Origin of the sequence: Amycolatopsis sp. CA-161197 (assembly GCF_050942255.1) — a bacterium.
GTDB lineage: Bacteria > Actinomycetota > Actinomycetes > Mycobacteriales > Pseudonocardiaceae > Amycolatopsis.
Window position 1 is genome coordinate 2,842,415 of record NZ_CP192059.1, and the last position, 18,540, is coordinate 2,860,954.

At 71.9% G+C, this 18,540-nt stretch carries 20 protein-coding genes; 10 read left to right on the forward strand and 10 right to left on the reverse strand.

From position 1 onward, the window contains the following. Window positions 1–49: 49 nt before the first annotated feature. The gene (locus ACQPXB_RS13630) at window positions 50–856 is read right to left on the reverse strand and encodes a S1 family peptidase (RefSeq protein ID WP_432851928.1); all 807 of its coding nucleotides are present in this window, start codon (window positions 854–856) and stop codon (window positions 50–52) included. A gap of 142 nt (window positions 857–998) precedes the next feature. Beyond that, window positions 999–2,222 carry an APC family permease gene (locus ACQPXB_RS13635; protein ID WP_432851929.1) on the reverse strand — a complete coding sequence of 408 codons (1,224 nt, stop codon included), beginning with the start codon at window positions 2,220–2,222 and terminating at the stop codon, window positions 999–1,001. Between the two features lie 123 nt (window positions 2,223–2,345). Here ACQPXB_RS13635 and ACQPXB_RS13640 point away from each other — a divergent pair, with 123 nt between their 5' ends. From ACQPXB_RS13640 to ACQPXB_RS13675, 8 genes are all read left to right on the forward strand, one after another. Further along, a complete protein-coding gene (locus ACQPXB_RS13640; RefSeq protein ID WP_432851930.1) occupies window positions 2,346–2,726 on the forward strand; it encodes a DoxX family protein in 381 nt (126 codons plus the stop codon). Window positions 2,727–2,850: 124 nt separating this feature from the next. Then, window positions 2,851–3,969 (forward strand): TIGR03364 family FAD-dependent oxidoreductase, encoded by a 1,119-nt coding sequence (locus ACQPXB_RS13645; RefSeq protein WP_432851931.1) that lies wholly within the window; start codon window positions 2,851–2,853, stop codon window positions 3,967–3,969. Further along, window positions 3,966–4,634: a phosphonatase-like hydrolase gene (locus tag ACQPXB_RS13650; RefSeq protein ID WP_366583380.1), complete on the forward strand. Its 669-nt coding sequence runs from the start codon at window positions 3,966–3,968 to the stop codon at window positions 4,632–4,634. Before ACQPXB_RS13645 ends, ACQPXB_RS13650 begins: the two co-directional genes overlap by 4 nt. Before the next feature lie 187 nt (window positions 4,635–4,821). Then, the gene (locus ACQPXB_RS13655) at window positions 4,822–5,235 is read left to right on the forward strand and encodes a hypothetical protein (protein ID WP_386956227.1); all 414 of its coding nucleotides are present in this window, start codon (window positions 4,822–4,824) and stop codon (window positions 5,233–5,235) included. Between the two features lie 41 nt (window positions 5,236–5,276). Further along, window positions 5,277–5,783: a hypothetical protein gene (locus tag ACQPXB_RS13660; protein WP_366583378.1), complete on the forward strand. Its 507-nt coding sequence runs from the start codon at window positions 5,277–5,279 to the stop codon at window positions 5,781–5,783. Window positions 5,784–5,961: 178 nt separating this feature from the next. Then, window positions 5,962–6,399, forward strand: a complete 438-nt coding sequence (locus tag ACQPXB_RS13665; protein WP_386956228.1) for an SRPBCC family protein — start codon at window positions 5,962–5,964, stop codon at window positions 6,397–6,399. 105 nt (window positions 6,400–6,504) lie between these two features. Then, a complete protein-coding gene (locus ACQPXB_RS13670) occupies window positions 6,505–7,941 on the forward strand; it encodes an MFS transporter (RefSeq protein WP_432851932.1) in 1,437 nt (478 codons plus the stop codon). Between the two features lies 1 nt (window position 7,942). Beyond that, window positions 7,943–8,368, forward strand: a complete 426-nt coding sequence (locus ACQPXB_RS13675; RefSeq protein ID WP_366583375.1) for a MarR family winged helix-turn-helix transcriptional regulator — start codon at window positions 7,943–7,945, stop codon at window positions 8,366–8,368. Window positions 8,369–8,470: 102 nt separating this feature from the next. Here the strand turns inward: ACQPXB_RS13675 and ACQPXB_RS13680 are convergent, their stop codons facing one another. The 4 genes from ACQPXB_RS13680 to ACQPXB_RS13695 form a co-directional block, all read right to left on the reverse strand. Then, complete coding sequence (locus ACQPXB_RS13680) at window positions 8,471–10,129, reverse strand: fumarate hydratase (protein ID WP_366583374.1); 1,659 nt, start codon at window positions 10,127–10,129, stop codon at window positions 8,471–8,473. 406 nt (window positions 10,130–10,535) lie between these two features. Beyond that, window positions 10,536–11,567 carry a sigma-70 family RNA polymerase sigma factor gene (locus tag ACQPXB_RS13685; protein WP_386956230.1) on the reverse strand — a complete coding sequence of 344 codons (1,032 nt, stop codon included), beginning with the start codon at window positions 11,565–11,567 and terminating at the stop codon, window positions 10,536–10,538. Between the two features lie 323 nt (window positions 11,568–11,890). After that, window positions 11,891–12,316, reverse strand: a complete 426-nt coding sequence (dtd, locus tag ACQPXB_RS13690; RefSeq protein ID WP_386956231.1) for a D-aminoacyl-tRNA deacylase — start codon at window positions 12,314–12,316, stop codon at window positions 11,891–11,893. Continuing rightward, window positions 12,313–13,827: a DUF7059 domain-containing protein gene (locus tag ACQPXB_RS13695; protein WP_432851935.1), complete on the reverse strand. Its 1,515-nt coding sequence runs from the start codon at window positions 13,825–13,827 to the stop codon at window positions 12,313–12,315. Before ACQPXB_RS13695 ends, dtd begins: the two co-directional genes overlap by 4 nt. A 19-nt stretch (window positions 13,828–13,846) precedes the next feature. Here ACQPXB_RS13695 and ACQPXB_RS13700 point away from each other — a divergent pair, with 19 nt between their 5' ends. Next, window positions 13,847–15,130: an amidohydrolase gene (locus ACQPXB_RS13700; protein ID WP_366583370.1), complete on the forward strand. Its 1,284-nt coding sequence runs from the start codon at window positions 13,847–13,849 to the stop codon at window positions 15,128–15,130. Between the two features lie 38 nt (window positions 15,131–15,168). Beyond that, window positions 15,169–15,495, forward strand: coding sequence for a DUF3099 domain-containing protein (locus ACQPXB_RS13705; RefSeq protein WP_386956234.1), 327 nt, complete (start codon window positions 15,169–15,171; stop codon window positions 15,493–15,495). Window positions 15,496–15,552: 57 nt separating this feature from the next. On the opposite strand, the gene ACQPXB_RS13710 is transcribed toward ACQPXB_RS13705, so the two are convergent. Genes ACQPXB_RS13710 through ACQPXB_RS13725 form a run of 4 tightly spaced genes read right to left on the reverse strand, consistent with a single transcriptional unit; the run spans window position 15,553 to window position 18,478 of the window. Next, the gene (locus ACQPXB_RS13710; RefSeq protein ID WP_432851938.1) at window positions 15,553–16,425 is read right to left on the reverse strand and encodes a carbohydrate kinase family protein; all 873 of its coding nucleotides are present in this window, start codon (window positions 16,423–16,425) and stop codon (window positions 15,553–15,555) included. After that, window positions 16,422–17,336, reverse strand: a complete 915-nt coding sequence (locus ACQPXB_RS13715; protein ID WP_432851940.1) for a pseudouridine-5'-phosphate glycosidase — start codon at window positions 17,334–17,336, stop codon at window positions 16,422–16,424. The genes ACQPXB_RS13710 and ACQPXB_RS13715 overlap by 4 nt, the downstream gene beginning before the upstream one ends. A gap of 9 nt (window positions 17,337–17,345) precedes the next feature. Further along, window positions 17,346–17,987 carry an HD domain-containing protein gene (locus ACQPXB_RS13720; protein WP_432851942.1) on the reverse strand — a complete coding sequence of 214 codons (642 nt, stop codon included), beginning with the start codon at window positions 17,985–17,987 and terminating at the stop codon, window positions 17,346–17,348. Beyond that, a complete protein-coding gene (locus tag ACQPXB_RS13725; RefSeq protein WP_366583365.1) occupies window positions 17,984–18,478 on the reverse strand; it encodes a pyridoxamine 5'-phosphate oxidase family protein in 495 nt (164 codons plus the stop codon). The genes ACQPXB_RS13720 and ACQPXB_RS13725 overlap by 4 nt, the downstream gene beginning before the upstream one ends. Between the last annotated feature and the right edge of the window lie 62 nt (window positions 18,479–18,540).

An 18,540-nucleotide genomic window follows, 5' to 3' on the forward strand; every position in this document is an offset into this window, starting at 1 on the left:
CCGGAGAACGGCGCACCGCCTCGGCGGCACGCCGTCTCCGTCAGGCGAGTCAGATCTTCGAAGCCGCCGAGGAGATTGCGCTGGCGAAGGTGGTCACCTCGGTGTACACGCCGGGTGCGTGGGCGCGGGCGCAGCCGGTGCCCCAGCTCGTGATGCCGACCTGGACCCAGTCGCCGGCGGTGTCGCGGCGGAACAGGGGGCCGCCGGAGTCGCCTTGGCAGGTGTCGACGCCGCCGGCGGAGACGTTGCCCGCGCAGATTTCCGCGTTGGCGATGAGGCCGGAGTAGTCGCCGCCCTGGGCTTTGCACGTCGAGTCGCTCACGAAGGGCACCTGGGCCTTCAGCAGGTAACGCTGTTGCGCGCCGCCCTCGGTCGCGGCGCCCCATCCCGCGATGGTGAACGTGCCGGTGTTCAGGGAAGCGCTGGACGCGAGCGGCAGCGTCGGGGCGCCGGAGACGGGGCTCGCGAGCTTGATCAGCGCCCAGTCACCGCCGGTCGTGTCGTACGTGGTTGAGCGGTAGACATAGCTGGAGCGCACCTTCTTCGCGCTGGAGCTCTGCAAGTCGACCACGCCGAGCGTCGCCGTGATCGAGGAGTTCGAGCCGGTGCGCGTGACGCAGTGGGCGGCGGTGAGCACGATCTGCGGCGTGTACAGCGCGCCGCCGCAGCCCATGGAAAGCCTTACCATCCAAGGGAACTCGCCTTGCGCTGCCCGGCTGCCGCCCACCACCTGGGTGCCGTTCGCCGACGGCGGCGGGCCGGCCACGGCGGGGGTCGCGAGTCCGACCGCGGCGGCCAGCGCCGTGACGCCGACGAGAGCTTTTCCGAGCAGGGTGAACCGTCTCTTGAAGGTCATGCGGGAATCCGTCCTTCCGGTGTCCACAAGGGAACGGGGATACGGGGAGTGATGACTCGACTACACCAGACCCCGGTCAACCGGACAACCGACTTTCTTCGGATCTTTCGGGCGAACGGTCCCCTCGTGCCACAGAACCGGTTCAGTGCCGGGCAGTTCGCCTCCGCACGGCGTACGCCAGCGCCCCGAGCGCCAGCGCCGCGCACCCCGCCACCACCGAAGGCCACGGCAGGCTGAACGCCAGCACCGCGCACCCCGCGAGCCCCAGCACGGCGACGAACCGCGGCGCCGGGTTCTCGTCCGCCCGCAGCCGCAACGCCGCCGCGTTGGCGATCGCGTAGTACGCCAGCACCGCGAACGACGAAAACCCGATCGCCCCACGGAGATCCACCGTCGTCGCGAGCACGGCCACCACCACGCCGACCGCCAGTTCCGCCCGCTGCGGCACCTCGAACCGCGGGTGTACCACGGCGAGCCCGCGCGGCAGGTACCCGTCACGGGCCATCGCCAGCGTCGTGCGCGAGACACCGAGCACCAGCGCCAGCAACGAGCCCAGCGACGCCAGCGTCGCGCCGGCCCGCACGACCGGTGAGAGCCACGGTGCGGCCGCCTCCGCGATCGGGTCCGGGCTCGCCGCCAGCCGTTGCGGCCCGAGCGTGAGCAGCAACGCGACGGCGACCACGGCGTAGACCACCAGCGTCAGCCCGAGAGCGAGCGGGATGGCCCGCGGAATGGTCCGCGCGGGGTCCCGTACCTCCTCCCCGAGCGTGGCCAGGCGCGCGTATCCGGCGAACGCGAAGAACAGCAGCCCAGCCGCCGTCAGCACCCCGCCACCGTCGAACGGCGTGAACGGCTCGGCCACGAACCCGCCCGACGCCGCGCTCCCGACCGCCACCGCCAGCACCACCAGTGTGATCACCACGATCACCCGCGTCGCCAGCGCCGACCGGTGCACCCCGAGGCAGTTGACCCCCGTCACGGCCGCCACGACCCCGACCGCGATCACCGCCCGCCACGGCTGCCCCACCCCGGGCGCCGCGTACGCCACGACCGTCAACGTCATCGCCGCGCAGCTCGCCGTCTTGCCGGTGACGAACCCCCAGCCCGCGAGGTAACCCCAGAACTCACCGAGCCGCGCCCGCCCGTACACGTACGTGCCGCCCGACTCCGGGTGCCGCGCCGCCAGCCGCGCCGACGACGTCGCGTTGCAGAAGGCGACCACCGCGGCGATCCCCAACGCGGGCAGCAACCCGGCCCCCGCGGCGCCGGCCGCCGGCGCGAACGCCGCGAACACCCCCGCGCCGACCATCGACCCGAGCCCGAGGAACACGGCGTCGGTCAGCCCCAGCCGGCGGGCGAGCGGCATGGTGGGTTCCTTTCACCGGGTGCGGGCAGCGACAGCCAACCACAGCGTGGCGCCGAAATCCCTGTGTCACACCTCGCGGCTCTCCCCCGTTCCCCCCGCGACCGCCATTCGAAGGGAGACCCCGTGAACGCCGCACTCTGGGCCGGGCAGATCGTCCTGGCCCTGCTCTTCGCCCTGTCCGGTTCGCTCAAGTCCACGATGTCGCGCGAACGCATGCTCGAAACGGGCCAGACCGGCGCCGCCGCCTACCCGCTGCCGGTGGTGCGGTTCACCGCGATCTGCGAGCTCATCGCCGTGGTCGGATTGATCCTGCCCCAGCTCACGGGCGTCGCGCCGAGCCTCACGGGCTGGGCCGCCGTCGGCCTGGTCGTGGTGATGGTCGGGGCGATGGCCATGCACGCGCGGCTCGCGATCGTGCAACACAAGGCCGCGGAGTGGCGCAACGTCACCGTCAACGCCCTCATCCTCGCCGTCGCGGTGTTCGTCGCCAGCGGACGCCTCTGAGCGAAACAACGCTGACGCAAACAACCCCGGGACAAACAACCCCGAGTCACTCCACCCCACGTCTTCACTCTCCGTTCCCCACCGCGAAACTCCCCATTCCCACCGCTGAACGACCGTGGCGCTCGTGCGAATCCTCATCGTCGGTGGCGGCGTCCTCGGCACCATGCACGCGTGGCAGGCGATCCACCGCGGCCACGACGTCGTCCACCTCGAACGCGAGCCCGAAGCGCGCGGCGCGTCCGTGCGCAACTTCGGTCTCGTCTGGGTCAGCGGCCGCGCGGACGGCCCGGAGCTCACCACCGCGTTGCGCGCCCGCGAGCTGTGGCAGACGATCGCCGAGCAGACGCCGGCGCTGGGCTTCCGCGCCAACGGCTCGCTCACGGTCCTGCGCACCGAAGCCGAGCGCGCCGTCGCCGAAGCCGCGACCACGAAGGCCGACGCGGCCGAGCGCGGTTTCGAGCTCCTCACCCCGGCCGAGACCCGCCGGCTGAACCCCGCGCTGCGCGGCGACTTCACGGCCGCGCTGTGGTGCGAGCGCGACGCGGCCGTCGAACCCCGCACCGCCCAGCCCGCCCTGCGCGCGGTGCTGCAGAAGACCGGCCGCTACACCTGGCTGCCCGGCCGCGAAGTCCGCACGCTGACCGACACCGGCGTCACCGACGACCACGGTGACCGCCACGAAGGCGACGTCACGATCTTCTGCACCGGCGCGTGGCTCGGCGGACTCGTCCGCGAGCTCGCCGGGGAAATCCCCGTGCGCCGCGTGCGGCTGCAGATGGCGCAGACCGAACCCCTCGGCGAAACGCTGACCACGAGCGTCGCCGACGCCGACAGCTTCCGCTACTACCCGGCCTTCCGCAGCGACGCGCTGGCCGAGCTCGGCCGCACCCAGCCCCAGGGTGACGTCGCCGCCGCCCACGCCATGCAGCTGCTCATGGTCCAGCGCCTCGACGGCTCGCTCACCATCGGCGACACGCACGAGTACGACCAGCCCTTCGGCTTCGACGTCACCGAAGACCCGTACGAGCACCTCGCCGAGGTCGCCGGCGCGCTGCTGGGCCGGCCGCTGCCGCGCATCCGCCGCCGCTGGGCCGGCGTGTACGCCCAGGCCCTCGACCCGGCCGCGATCGTGCACCGGGAACGCTTGGCGGACAACGCTTTCCTCGTCACCGGCCCCGGCGGGCGCGGCATGACGTGCTCGTCCGCGATCGCCGAGGACACCGCGCGGGAGCTGGGCCTGTGACGACCGAGCTGGTCGTGCTCGACCTCGCCGGCACCACCGTCGTCGACGACGGGCTCGTGGTGCGCGCCTTCACCGCGGCGATCGGTGCCGCCGGAGTGCCCGAATCCGACGATCGGTTCCCGGCGATGCTCGCGCACGTGAACGCCACCATGGGCCAGTCGAAGATCACCGTCTTCCGTGCCCTGCTGCCGGCCGAGGACCTCGCGCAGCGCGCCAATGCGGAGTTCGAACGCGCCTATGCCGAGCTCGTCGCGGCGGGGGAGTGCAAGCCCGTGCCCGGCGCGGAGGACGTGATCCGTGGCCTGCGCCACGGCGGCGTGAAAGTCGCGCTGACCACCGGCTTCGCGGCCGTGACGCAGCAGGCGATCCTCGAGGCGCTGGGCTGGCGCGACCTCGCCGACCTCACCCTCGCCCCGGGCGAGGGCCGGCGCGGGCGCCCGTACCCGGACCTCGTGCTGACGGCGGTGCTGCGCCTGGGCGTCACCGACGTGCGCAACGTCGCCGTCGCCGGGGACACGCCGTCGGACGTGCGCACCGGGTTGTCCGCGGGCGCGCGCGTGGTGGCGGGGGTGCTGACCGGCGCCGGCACGCGCGCCGAGCTCACCGAGGCCGGGGCGACGCACGTGCTGGACTCCGTGCGCGACCTGCCGGACGTGCTCGACTGAAGTTTCTGCCCCGCCCGTGCAACCACCCCGGCCCGGATTCCGTCCGCACGGTATGCGGACAACGGTGAAAGTCCTGGGTGTGAGCGTTCTGCTGCTTTCGGCCGCGGCGTGCGGCGGCGGAGGGGCCGCGCCGGCGGGACCGGGCCCGTCCAGCGCGGCGCCGACTTCAACCACGCCGACTTCAACCATGCCGTCTCCGACGACGCCGTCGGTGCCGTCGTCACCCACGCTGCCCCCGCCGATGCCGCTGCCGTCCCCGTCCGGCCCGCCGCAGAGCCGGCCGACGCAGGGCACCGCGCCGGGTGACACGGCACCCGCCGCCGGCCAGCTCGACGCGTCGGCGCTGCCCGCCGGCTACCCCCACGACGTGACGCTCGCGCAGGGCGGCAAGGTCGTGGTGATCCACGCCGAAGAGGGCGGCTGTGACCACATCACGGCCGCCGCCGGCGAGCAGACCGCGCAGCAGGCCGTCGTGATCGTCACGGTCACCAAGGCGCCCCACGGCCAGATGTGCCCCATGCACGTACGCGAGATCTCGCTGCCCGTGCCGCTGGCCGAACCGCTCGGCGGCCGGAAGCTGGTGCTGCGCCCCGGTCCGTGAGCGGATGCAACCGGATGCGGTCCGTGTTCCGTCCTTGATGCATGAGGTACTTGACGAAGCTGGTCGGCACGGGCTTGATCCTCGCCACGGTGACAGCCTGCGGCGCCCAGGCGACCATGGCCACGAACCCCGCGTCCGGAGGCGATTCCGCGGCACCGAGCGGCAGCATCTCGACCTCGCCGTCGTCGGTGCCGAAGCCGCCGCCCAACCCGCCGGGCCGGTCCCGGCTCGAGGTGCCGGCCGGCAGCACGCCGGTGCCCGCGGACAAGGTCGACGCGAAGGCACTGCCGTCGGGCTTCCCGCACGAGGTCTACACCGCCAACGGCGGCACGATCATCAACGTCCGCGCCGAAGAGGGCGGCTGCGGCCACGCCCTCGGCGAGGCGATCGAGCAGACCGCGCAGCACGTGGTGCTGGACCTGAGCGAGACCAAGGCGCAGACCGGTCAGATGTGCACGATGGACCTGCGTTACCCCTACATCTCCGTCGCGCTCGCCGCGCCGCTCGGCGAGCGGACGGTGGTTCTGAAGCAGTCACCGCCTCGGTGACGGCTTCGCCGAGGTCGGCACCGCACGGCTCGTCGGGGGGCACCGGACCGAGCCACCGGCACCGGCACCGGCGATCACCCGGGTGCCACACCCGCACCCGTGGCACCCGGGTGATCTCCACCTTCCCGCCCCGCGTTCGAATCGTGGGCGCACCGGCCGAGCCCTAGGCTCACCGGGCATGGGCACCCGCCAGATCTCGCGCACCGCGGTCGTCGCCGCGTCACCCGAGCAGCTGTTCGACCTGCTCGCCGATCCCGCCAACCACCCGCTGATCGACGGTTCCGGCACGGTCCGCCGCGGCCGTGACGGCGCCCCTTCCCGGCTCTCGCTCGGCGCGAAGTTCGGGATGGACATGAAACTGGGCGCGCCGTACCGGATCAGCAACACCGTGGTGGAGTTCGAGGAGAACCGGCTCATCGCGTGGCGCCACTTCGTGGGTCACCGCTGGCGCTGGCTGCTGGAGCCGGCCGGCGAGGGCAAGACCACCGTGACCGAGACGTTCGACTACTCCACCGCGGCCTCGCCGCTGGCGATCGAGCTGATGGGCTTCCCGAAGCGCAACGCCGACGGCATCGAGAAGACCCTCGCCCGGCTTACGAAGATGTTCCCCGGCTGACCGCAATGCGGCGTGAGCTGTACCGCGTTCGGCGGTAGGCGCGGACAGTTAGTTGTAGTGTGCTAAATGTTAGGATTCTACAACTACCTTCTGTGAAGGGGTACCGTGCCGGAGCTCAGCCGTCGGCGGCGCCAGATCGTGCTGGCGGTCTGCTGCATGAGCCTGTTCATCGTCGGGCTCGACAACACGATCGTGAACCTGGCGCTGCCCTCCATCCAGCACGATCTCGGCGCGTCCGTGTCGAGCCTGCAGTGGACGATCGACGCCTACACGCTCGTGCTCGCGAGCCTGCTCATGCTGTCGGGCTCGACGGCCGACCGGCTCGGGCGGCGGCGCACGTTCCAGACGGGCCTCGTGCTCTTCGGCGTCGGCTCGCTGCTGTGCGGTCTCGCGCCGAGCGTGGGCCTGCTCATCGCGTTCCGCGCGCTGCAGGCCATCGGCGGGTCGATGCTCAACCCGGTGGCGATGTCGATCGTCACCAACACGTTCACGGACCCGAAGGAGCGCGGGCGCGCGATCGGCATGTGGGGCGCCACCATGGGGTTGTCCATGGCCGTGGGTCCGGTGCTGGGCGGGCTTCTCGTGGGCGCGGCCGGCTGGCGCTCGATCTTCTGGATCAACGTGCCGGTCGTCATCGCGGCGGTCGTGCTCACCGCGGTGTTCGTGCCGGAGTCGCGCGCGCCGCGGCCGCGCCGGATCGACCCGGTGGGCCAGCTGCTGGTGATCGTGTTCCTCGCCGGGCTGACCTACGGCATCATCGAGGGCCGCGACGCCGGGTACGGCTCGCCGCAGATCCTCGTCGCGTTCGTGCTCGCCCTGGTCTCGGTGGCCGTGTTCGTGCCGTACGAACGAAGGCGGCGAGACCCGCTGCTGGAGCCGCGGTTCTTCCGCAGCGCACCGTTCTCCGGCGCCACGCTCACGGCGGTGTCCGGCATCGCGGCGATGGCCGGGTTCCTCTTCCTCAACTCGCTCTACCTGCAGGACACCCGCGGCTTCAGCGCCCTGCACGCGGGCCTGCTCACGCTGCCGATGGCCATCATGTGCGCGATCTGCGCGCTCATCTCCGGCCGGCTCGTGGGCACCCGCGGCGCGCGGCTGCCGCTGGTGGGCGCGGGGATCGGCACCGTGATCGGCGCGCTGCTGATGCTCGACCTGTCCTCGACCACACCGCTGTGGCGGCTGATCATCGCCTACGTCGTGTTCGGCATCGGGTTCGGCCTGGTCAACGCCCCGATCACCTACGCGGCGGTGTCCGGCATGCCGCGCTCGCAGGCCGGGGTCGCCGCCGCGATCGCCTCGACGAGCCGCCAGGTCGGCACGTCGCTGGGCGTGGCGGTGATCGGCGCGGTCGTCACCGCTCGCGTGCACGGCCCGTTCGCCGGCGGCCTCGCGGCAGCCAGCCACGCCGGCTGGTGGATCATCGGCGGCTGCGGGTTGCTGGTGCTCGTGCTGGGGCTGGTGACCACCACGCGCTGGGCGTACGCCACGGCGCGGCGCGTGGGCGTCGAAGAGGAAGCCGACTCGGGACTGGTCCGGGCCTGACATGGGCACGGAGTCCGACCTCGAGGTCGCCACCCGCGTGTGGGCCCGCGTGCGCGCGCTGGTGCTCGACCGCCACGAACGCAAGCGTGAAGTGTGCGAAGCGCTCGGCATGAGCTTCATCAAGATCAAGGCGCTGCGCCGGGTCGCGGCCCGGGCGCTGACGATGAGCGAGCTGAGCGAGCAGCTCAACACCGACCGGCCCTACACCACGCACGTCGTGGACGAGCTCGTCCGCCGCGGCCTCGTGCTGCGCGAACCGCACCCCGAGGACCGGCGCAGCCGCGTCGTCACCGTCACGGCCCCCGGCGCCGTGGCCGCGGCCCAGGCCGAGCGCATCCTGGGGGAGCCGCCGAAGTCGATGCTCGCGCTGTCGTCGGCGGAGCTGGCCGAGCTGGACCGCCTGATCGCCCAGGTCACCGACGACTGACCCGACCACCCCCATGTGGCGTTGGTTGCGCTGAGCGCACCCGATGCGGCGTTCGGTGCGCTGAGCGCACCGAACACCACATCGGGGTGCATCGGGGCGGTGCTAGCGGAAGCTGATCTGCAGCACCGGTTCGCTGGTGGCGGCGAAGAAGTCGTTGCCCTTGTCGTCGATGACGATGAAGGCGGGGAAGTCCTCGACCTCGATCTTCCACACGGCTTCCATGCCGAGCTCGGCGTACTCGAGCACGTCGACCTTCTTGATGCAGTCCTTGGCCAGCCGCGCGGCCGGGCCGCCGATCGAGCCCAGGTAGAAACCACCGTGGTTCTGGCACGCGGCGGTGACCTGCTTGGAGCGGTTGCCCTTCGCGAGCATCACCATCGAGCCGCCCGCGGCCTGGAACTGCTCGACGTAGGAGTCCATGCGCCCGGCCGTGGTGGGGCCGAACGAACCGGACGCGTAGCCGTCGGGCGTCTTCGCCGGGCCGGCGTAGTACACCGGGTGGTCCTTGAGGTACTGCGGCATCTCCTCGCCGGCGTCGAGGCGCTCGGCGATCTTCGCGTGCGCGATGTCGCGCGCGACGACCAGCGGCCCGGACAGCGACAGCCGCGTCTTCACCGGCAGCTGCGAGAGCTGCGCGCGGATCTCGTCCATCGGGCGGTTGAGGTCCACGCTCACGACCTCGTCGGACAGGTCGTCCTCGGTCACGTCGGGCAGGAACTGCGCCGGGTCGCGCTCGAGCTGTTCGATGAACACGCCGTCGGCGGTGATCTTGGCCTTGGCCTGGCGGTCGGCCGAGCACGAGACCGCGATGCCGACCGGGCAGCTCGCACCGTGGCGGGGCAGGCGGATCACGCGCACGTCGTGGCAGAAGTACTTGCCGCCGAACTGCGCGCCGATGCCGAACTGGCGCGTCATCTCCAGCACCTGCTGCTCGAGGCTCGGGTCGCGGAACGCGTGCCCCAGCTCTGAACCCTCGGTCGGGAGGGTGTCGAGGTAGCGCGCCGAAGCCAGCTTCGCGACCTTCAGGTTGAACTCCGCCGACATGCCGCCGACGACGATCGCCAGGTGGTACGGCGGGCACGCCGCGGTGCCGAGGCTGCGCAGCTTCTCGTCCAGGAACCGCGCGAGCCGCTTGGGGTTCAGGACGGCCTTGGTCTCCTGGTACAGGAACGTCTTGTTCGCGCTCCCGCCGCCCTTGGCCATGAACAGGAACTCGTAGGAGGGATCGCCTTCACCGTCTTTGTGGTACAGCTCGACCTGCGCCGGCAGGTTGGTGCCGGTGTTGCGCTCTTCCCAGAAGTTGGTGGGCGCCATCTGCGAATAGCGCAGGTTCAGCTGCTGGTAGGCGTCGAAGATGCCCTCCGACAGGGCCCGCTCGTCGTCACCTCCGGTCAGCACGCCCTCGGACCGCTTGCCGATGACGATGGCCGTGCCGGTGTCCTGGCACATCGGCAGCACGCCGCCGGCCGAGATGGCCGCGTTGCGCAGCAGGTCCATCGCGACGAACCGGTCGTTGCCGCTCGCCTCGGGGTCGTCGACGATCGCCCGCAGCTGCTGCAGGTGTGACGTACGCAACAGGTGCTGGATGTCCGTGATGGCGGTGCGCGCGAGCGTGGTCAGCGCCGCGGGGTCGACCTTGAGGAACTTCCGGCCGGCCGCTTCGACGGTTTCGACGCCGTCGGCGGTGACCAGCCGGTACTCGGTGGTGGTGTCCTTGCCCAGCGGCAGGACTTCGGTGTGCTGAAACGTGGTGGACGGCACAGCCAGGCTCCTTTGCCCTGATCGGGATCCAACCACGGTACTCAGCGGTCTCCGGCGCCCCGCACACCCGCGCGGCGACTGTGTTGCAGGGCACTTCGGGAGTTTGGTTCGGGAGGCCGGGCCCACCCCGACGGACCCGACCTCCCGGGGAAAGCGGCCGGATGCGTACACCCGCCGCGTGGCTCACACCTGGCGTTCCGTTCGCCTAGCACGACAGTCTCGTGACGTAGGTCATAAGTCAACGCGGCCGAACGGGTGTTGCCCACTGGTTGCTACCCACTCACCAACAGGCTCAAACGCCCGTGATCGTTCGCCGCGGCCCGCCTGCGAAAACGGCCCGAAAACGGCCCGGGAACGCCGAAGACCCCGTGGACCGGGGGCCACGGGGTCTTCGGGTTTCAACGACTTAGGACGCGTACGCGCGCAGGCGGTCGGCTCGCTCGCCCTGGCGGAGCTTCGCCATGACCTCACGCTCGATCTGACGCACGCGCTCGCGCGAGAGACCGAAGTGCTTGCCGATCTGGTCCAGCGTGCGGGGCTGGCCGTCGTCGAGGCCGTAGCGCAGGCGGATGACGTGCTGTTCGCGGTCGTCGAGCGTCGCGAGGACGCGGCGCAGGTCGTCCTGCAGGAGACCGGAGATGACGGCGCTCTCGGCGTCGGTCGCTTCGGAGTCCTCGATGAAGTCGCCCAGCGGGGCGTCTTCCTCGGCGCCCACGGGCATGTCGAGGCTCACCGGGTCGCGCGACTGGTCGAGCAGGTCCGAGATCTTGTGCACCGGGATGCCCGACTCGGCGGCCAGCTCTTCGTGCGTCGCGTCACGGCCGAGCTGCTGGTGCAGGTCGCGGCGGATGCGGGCGAGCTTGTTGACCTGCTCCACGAGGTGGACCGGCAGCCGGATGGTGCGACCCTGGTCGGCCATCCCCCTGGTGATGGCCTGGCGGATCCACCAGGTGGCGTAGGTCGAGAACTTGAACCCCTTGGAGTAGTCGAACTTCTCCACCGCGCGGATCAGACCCAGGTTCCCCTCCTGGATCAGGTCGAGCAGCGGCATCCCCCGGCCGGTGTAGCGCTTCGCGAGCGAGACCACGAGGCGGAGGTTGGCCTCCAGCAGGTGGTTCTTCGCCACGTGCCCGTCGCGCACCAGCGCGGTGAGCTCGGTGCGGCGCTTGGCCGTGAGGTCTTCGGCGGTGTCGAGCATGTGCTGCGCGAACACGCCCGCCTCGATGCGCTTGGCCAGCTCGACCTCATCGGCCGCGGTGAGCAGCGCGGTCTTGCCGATGCCGTTCAGGTACACGCGCACCAGGTCGGCGGCCGGGCTTTGGGCGTCGAGGTCGGCGTCCGTGAGCGTCCCCACACTCACGGGTTCCTCGTTCTGCTGTGCTGGAATCCCACGCTCGCGAATCCCGCGCGCTTCGCGTTCGAGAGTCTGGACTGACATTCTCTGCCTCCCCGGTCACGGGCTGAACGTGTCTCGCCTGTACTGCGCCTTCGGTGTCGGGCCCTGTGGAAACCCTGACCGCCGGCCCAGCCGGCTTAGCTGGACACTTGTGGTAACGCGTCGGGTTTCCAAAACGTTCCCGGCTCGCTGAAGAAAGGACGGGCACACCCGTCGACCGGTTGCTCCACCAAAACTGAGCTTTTGCTGAGAAGCGCGCCACAGCGGGAATAATCATGAGAATTCCATGAGAATCCGCGCATGAGGTGAACCACTCGGTGCCCGGATACGTTCCCGGGCACCGAGAGCGGCGCAGCGGAAGTGGTCTAGACCTCGACGAGAACGGTGAACGGACCGTCGTTCACGCTCGCCACCGCCATCATCGCGCCGAAGCGCCCGGTGGCCACGGATGCCCCACGGTCACGCAACTCCTGCACCACCGCGTCCACCAGGGGCTCGGCCACTTCCGGGCGCGCGGCGGCGACAAAGGACGGCCGGCGGCCCTTGCGCGTGTCGCCGTAGAGCGTGAACTGGGACACCACCAGCAACGGCGCGCCCGCGGTCGCGCAGGACTGCTCGTCGCGCAGGATCCGCAGTTCGTGGAGCTTGCGCGCCATCGTCGCCGCTTTCACCCGATCGTCGTCGGCGTGAATTCCCAGCAGCACCAACAGTCCCGGTTCTTCGAGCGCGCCGATCACCTCTTCCTCGACCGTGACACTCGCCCGGGTGACCCGCGCCGCGACGGCCCTCACCGCGACGTCGAAGAGCCGGCCGGCACGAGCATCCCGTGCCGCACGAGCTCCCGCACCACGGGCAGCGCGGCGGCGGCCAGTTCGGCCGGGTCGAGGCCCTGCGCGGCCGCCAGCAGCTCCACGAGGTCCTCCAGCGCCAGCACGCCCCGGCAGCCGGCCAGCAGCCGCGTGGCGAGCTCGTCGACCTCGTGCTGCCACCCGGGTCCGTCGGTGCGGTGCAGGCGCCGCACGGTGGTCTCCCAGCCCTCGTCGCCGGGGGAGTCGACGCGTTCCAGCAGCACGCTGTCGGGCACGCGGAAGGCGGTCTCCATGAGCTCGTCGCCGTGCGTGCGCAGCCAGTCGACGCGGTCGAGCCAGTTCGCGGCCTCCGGGCCGAGCGGGTCGTCGTAGGCCTGGCGCAGGTCTTCGCACACCACGGTCGGCGTCTTCCCGGCCGCGCGGCGGAGCGTGACGAAGCCGAAGCCGATGCCCTGCACGCGGTTCTCGGTGAACCAGTCGAGCCAGGCGGCGGCCTTCACGCGGCCTTCGGGCGAGCGCGGGTCGATGCCCTCGTCGCGCAGCCAGGTGCCCACGTACAGCGCGGGGTCGGCGACGTCGCGCTGCACGAACCAGGCGTCCGTCTCCGCCGGCAGCCAGCGCGCCACCCGATCGGCCCAGTCCTCACCGCCCGTGTGGAGCCAGGAAGCCAGCAGCTGCCCCGTGCCGCCGTCGTTGAGGAACCCCGGCAGCTGGCGCACGACGAGCGCGCTGGCGTCGTCGCCGGCCAGGCCCGAGTCGCGATAGGTGTAGTCCACGCGCGGTGGTCCGACCACGAACGGCGGGTTGCACACGATCTGGTCGAACCGGCGCCGCGCGACCGGCGCGAACCACTCGCCGCGCACCAGCTCCACGTCGAGCTCGTTGAGCCGGAACGTGCCGGCGGCCAGCGCCAGCGCCCGCGCGGAGACGTCCGTGGCCGTCACGCGCTGGGCGTGGCGCGTGGCGTGCAGGGCCTGCACGCCGTTGCCGGTGCCGACGTCGAGCAGGGTGCCGACCGGGCGCCGGCTGGTGGCGCGGATGAGGCTGAGCGAGGCGTGGCCGACGCCGAGCACGTGGTCCTCGGGCACGACGTGGCCGAGCATGTCGGCGTCGAGGTCGGCCACGACCCACCACGAGCCCTCCTCGTCGCCGTGCGGGCGGATGTCCAGGGCGGCTTTGTACCCGTCCGTGTCGGCGGCGAGGATGCCCGCGGCGACGGCGGCTTCCGGGGTCAGCGGCGAAAAAGCGGACTCCACGGACTTTTCGGGCTCGGTGAGGCCGAGGAGGAACAGCCGCACGAGCGTGCCGAGGTCGCCCGCGTCGAGGCTCGCGCGCCGGGCGGGCTCGGGCTCGCCGCGGCCGAGCGCCGCGTGGGCCGCGCCACCGAGGGCGTCGACCACCCCGTCGGCGTCGTACTCGGCGCGCCGGAAGGCCTCGCGCAACCGCGCGCAGACGTCGTCGGACAGGTCGGGCAGAGGCGTGTTCGTGCTCACGGTGGGTAAGCCTGCCACGATGGGTTCCGTGACCTCCCATCCCGTCGAACGTGTCCTCGCCCCGCTCGCCGCGGCCCTGCCCGGCCTCGAGGCGCTCTACGTCGACTTCCACCGCCACCCCGAGCTGGCGTTCGCCGAGACCCGCACCGCGGCCGAGCTGGCGCGCCGGCTCGGCGCCGACGGGTTCGAGGTCCACCCCGGTGTCGGCCGCACCGGCGTGGTCGGCGTGCTGCGCAACGGCGAAGGCCCCACGGTGATGCTGCGCGCCGACATCGACGCGCTGCCGGTCGAGGAGAAGACCGGCCTCGAGTACGCGAGCACCGCGCGCGGCGTCGACGAGGCGGGCAACGACGTGCCCGTGATGCACGCCTGCGGGCACGACATGCACGCCACCTGGCTCTCGGGCGCCGCGAGCCTGCTCGCCGCCGGGCGCGAGGAGTGGTCCGGCACGCTGCTGGTCGTGTTCCAGCCGGCGGAAGAGGGCAACGGCGGGGCGTCCGAGATGATCGCCGACGGGCTGTTCGACCTGGCCGGGAGCCCCGACGTCGTCTTCGGCCAGCACCTCGTGCCCGGCCCGGCCGGCTGGGTCCTCACCAGGCCGGGTGTGCTCATGGCGGCGTCCGACACCCTGCGCATCACGCTGCACGGGCGCGGCGGCCACGGCTCGCGGCCCGAGACCACCGTGGACCCGGCCGTGATGGCGGCCTCGGTGGTGCTGAAGCTGCAGACGGTGGTCTCCCGCGAGGTCGCGGCCACCGAACCGGCCGTGGTCACCGTGGGCTCGCTGCACGTCGGCTCGGTCGGCAACGTCATCGCCGACGACGCCGTGCTCGAAGTCAACACCCGCGCCTTCGACGACGCGGTGCTGCTGCGGCTGCGCGCCGCGATCGAACGCATCGTGAACGCCGAGGCCGTGGGCGCGAACGCACCGAAGCCGCCGACGGTCGAGCTGCTCAACTCCTACCCGGCGACCTCGAACGACGAAACCGCTTCCGACGAGCTCACCGAGGTCTTCCGCGGGCACTTCGCCGAAGGCACCGTGCTGCCCGCACCGCTCGTGACCGGCAGCGAGGACTTCGGCGAGTTCGGCGCGGCGGCCGGGGTGCCGTCGGTGTTCTGGCTGGTCGGGGGCTTCGAGCCGCAGGAGGTGATCACGGCGATGACCGAGGGCCGCTTCGAGACCGACATCCCGTCGAACCACTCGCCGCGCTTCGCGCCGATCCTGCACCCGACGCTGCGCGCGGGCGTCGAAACGCTCGTCGTCGCCGCGTTGTCACGGATGTCCCACCCGGGTGTCGGATGACGGCCCGGAGTGGGAGCATGAACGGTGGAGGTGGTGCTGTGAACGAGCCCGCCCGAGGTTCCGATCCCCGCCCGGCCCCGGTGCTGATCACCGAGGCAGAACCGTCCTACGAAGATCAGCTGGCCGCGCGCAAGAAGAAGTACATCATCATGATGGTGTGCCGCATTCCGTGCCTGATCCTGGCCGGGCTGACCTACCACACGTGGTGGCTCGCGGTCACGTTCCTCGTGATCTCCGTGCCGCTGCCGTGGATCGCGGTGCTGATCGCCAACGACCGGCCGCCGCGCAAAACGCAGAACGTCAACCGCTACGAGCGGGAGGCGAAGCAGATCGAGAACCGCGAACACCGGGTGATCGACGGCTGACCCGTTCTCGTGAGTGCTGCCGCGGGACTTCCGGACAGCACTCACGAGCAGGCGGCTTCACCCGGGCTGGGGGCCGAGGCGGCTCACGGCCAGCGCGCCCAGCCGCGTCCCCGCGCGCAGTACGTCTACAGTGGACTGTCCGGCGAGCCAGGTGGTGAGGACACCGGCGTCGAACGCGTCGCCGGCGCCCGTGGAGTCCACGCAGTCGGCTTCGACCGCGGGCACGGTGGTCACGCCGTGGGCGTCGACCCAGGCGGCACCGTCGAGGCCCGCCGTCACCACGACCGCGCCGACGGTGCCGAGCAGCTCCTTCGCCGACAGCGGATCGGCCGAACCCGTGAGCGCCACCAGTTCCTCGGTGTTGGGCATGAGCAGGTCGGTGCCGCGCACGTCGTCGAGGAACGCCGCCGGGTCGTGGATGTGCGCGGCCGCCTGGGGATCGACCGACGTGGTGAGCCCGGCCTCCTTCGCCGCCGCCAGGGCGGCGAGGCCGGCGGGCCGGGAAGACGGGTCGAGCAGCACGTAGCCCGACAGGTGCAGGTGGCTTGCGCCGGCCAGCGCCTCCGGGGTCACGTCCTCGGGCCGGAAGCGTTTGTTCGCACCGCGGTCGGCGAGCATGCTGCGCTGTCCTTCGGCGTCCACCATCACGACGACGCAGCACGTGGCCGCCTCGGGGTCGACCGCGAACGCGCAGCGAACGCCCGTCGCCTCCAGCTCGGCCTTGATCAGCCGGCCGCCGGAGTCGTCGCCGATGCGGGCCACCAGCGTGGTGTCGGCGCCCAGGGAACGCAGCCACAGCGCGGTGTTCGCGCCGGCGCCGCCGCCGGTGAAGCGGATCTGCGCGCGGGCGTCGCCGCCGTGGGGGAGCGGTTCGTCGTGCCGGGCGACCACGTCGAGGCCGGCGTCGCCGACCACCACGATGCCGGTCACGCCCGCACCGCCAGCGCGACGGCGACCTCGGTGGCCAGCTTCGCGTTGTTGAGCACGAGGGCTTCGTTCGCGTCGATGCTCACACCGCCGCTCGCGGTGTGGAAGTGCTCCAGCAGCACGGGTGTCACGTCGGAGCCGTGCACGCCGCCGTCGCGCAGCTTCGCGAGCCCGTCGACCAGCAGCCGGTCGTGGAGTTCACGGTCCATTTCGGACTCTTCCGGGATGGGATTCGTGAGCAGCACACCGGAATCCGCGTACGCGCGGTGCGCGGCGATCACGGCGGCGGCTTCCTTCGCGTCGTCCACGCGCCAGCCGACCGGGTGGCCCGACGAGCGGAGGTAGAACGCGGGGAACTCGTCGGTGCGGTAGCCCAGCACCGGCACGGAGTTGGTCTCCAGCACTTCCAGCGTCGCCGCGATGTCGAGCACCGACTTCACGCCGGAGCACACCACGACCGTCGGCACCTTCGCGAGCACACCGAGGTCCGCCGACACGTCCCAGCTCTGCGCCGCGCCGAGGTGCACCCCGCCGAGGCCCCCGGTGGCGAAGACGCCGATCCCGGCCGCGGCGGCCAGCGCCGACGTGCCCGCCACGGTGGTCGCGCCCGAGCGGCCGAGGCCGACGGCCGGGCCGAGGTCGCGCAGCGAGAGCTTGTCCAGTCCGGCGCCGGGCGCGCAGACGCGCTCCAGTTCCGCGGGCGACAGGCCGATCACCGGACGCCCGTCGAGCACGGCGATCGTGGCCGGTACGGCACCGCCTTCGCGCACGACCTGCTCCAGGCGGTGGGCGACGTCGAGGTTGCGGGGGTGGGGCAGCCCGTGCGACAGGATGGTGCTCTCGAGGGCGACGACGGGGTGGCCGTCACGCAACGCCGAGGCGACCTCCTCGTGGAGGAAGAGTTGTGTGGTCACGGACGGACATCATCGGTGATCGCCGGCGTGCTCCCGCCAGCGGGTCAGCTCGGCCGTCAGGTTGCGCCGCGCGGCCGTCTCCCAGCGTGCCCGCGCGGTTTCGCTGCGGTACAGCAGGGGCCGGGCCAGCAGGTTCGCCAGCACCGCCGTCCGCCCGGCGGCCCACGCCGGGTCGTCGTACTTCGCGTACTCGCGGCGGACGGCGGCGGCGTACTCGGCGTAGGCCGCGGGGGTCGCGCCCAGGATCGCGAGGTCGGCGTCGAGCAGGGCGGTGGCCGCTTCGTCGTCTTCCGGGGCTTCGTGGGCCGCGGTGGCGAGCACGAGAACCTCGGCACGCCGGACGTGCTGCGCGCCGGCGCCCGCCCGGGTGAGCCAGTGGCGCAGCCAGCCGGCGCTCGCGCGTTCGTCCTCGCCCGGCACGGCGTCGTAGACCACGTCGTGCGCCCACGCGGCGAGTGTGACGGCGGCGCGTTCGGCTTCGGGGAGGCCTTCGGTCAGGGCGGCGCTGTCCCGCGCGACGGCCGTGGCGTGGGCGAGGTCGTGGTAGTGCCGGTGTGGTTCGCCGTAGCGCGCTTCGAGGTCGCGCCAGGCTTCCCGGGCCACGTCCTCGTCGCCGCCGGCGTGCGCGACCGCGGTGCCCCAGGTGGTCACGGCGTGAACTCCCATCGTGTCGGCGAGGTCGTGAAGTTCTTCTCCCGCAAGGCGAACACCGTCTCGGGCCGCACCCGCACGGACGCGTTCACGGCCGGGTCGAGGAAGTCGATGCCGTACGCCGTCCCGTACTTGGCGTTCATCGCGTCGAGGAACTCCCGGATCTCGTCGGCCTCGGTGACGACCTCGGCCGGGCCCGCGAGCACCACGGGCTCTTCGGGGTCCTCCGTCGCGACGGACACGGCCGAGCCGGCCGCGACGTTGCGCGCCTTCACCGAGCGCAGCGACGAGGAGAACCACAGCACCTCGCCGGTCCACACGGCCCACACGGGCATGAGGTGGGGCAGGCCCGCGGCGGTCACCGTGGCGAGCCAGTAGTCGTGGGAGGCGCGCAACCGCTCGTCGGCCCAGCGCCACGGCAGCAGCCCGGCCGAAGCGGGGGCGATGCCGTAGCCCGGCATGTGCGGCCTGGTCGCGGTCGGTCCGTCCATGACGCGGCTCCCGCCGTCGGTGCCCGTGAGTGCCCCTGGGTGCCCTGACCCTAGTCCCGCGG

Excerpts from the sequence above, each read along its gene's own strand:
- ACQPXB_RS13630 (WP_432851928.1), bottom strand. The coding sequence starts at position 856 with ATGACCTTCAAGAGACGGTTCACCCTGCTCGGAAAAGCTCTCGTCGGC.
- ACQPXB_RS13635 (WP_432851929.1), bottom strand. The coding sequence starts at position 2,222 with ATGCCGCTCGCCCGCCGGCTGGGGCTGACCGACGCCGTGTTCCTCGGG.
- ACQPXB_RS13655 (WP_386956227.1), top strand. The coding sequence starts at position 4,822 with ATGCCGTCTCCGACGACGCCGTCGGTGCCGTCGTCACCCACGCTGCCC.
- ACQPXB_RS13660 (WP_366583378.1), top strand. The coding sequence starts at position 5,277 with ATGAGGTACTTGACGAAGCTGGTCGGCACGGGCTTGATCCTCGCCACG.
- ACQPXB_RS13665 (WP_386956228.1), top strand. The coding sequence starts at position 5,962 with ATGGGCACCCGCCAGATCTCGCGCACCGCGGTCGTCGCCGCGTCACCC.
- ACQPXB_RS13675 (WP_366583375.1), top strand. The coding sequence starts at position 7,943 with ATGGGCACGGAGTCCGACCTCGAGGTCGCCACCCGCGTGTGGGCCCGC.
- ACQPXB_RS13685 (WP_386956230.1), bottom strand. The coding sequence starts at position 11,567 with ATGTCAGTCCAGACTCTCGAACGCGAAGCGCGCGGGATTCGCGAGCGT.
- ACQPXB_RS13700 (WP_366583370.1), top strand. The coding sequence starts at position 13,847 with ATGGGTTCCGTGACCTCCCATCCCGTCGAACGTGTCCTCGCCCCGCTC.
- ACQPXB_RS13725 (WP_366583365.1), bottom strand. The coding sequence starts at position 18,478 with ATGGACGGACCGACCGCGACCAGGCCGCACATGCCGGGCTACGGCATC.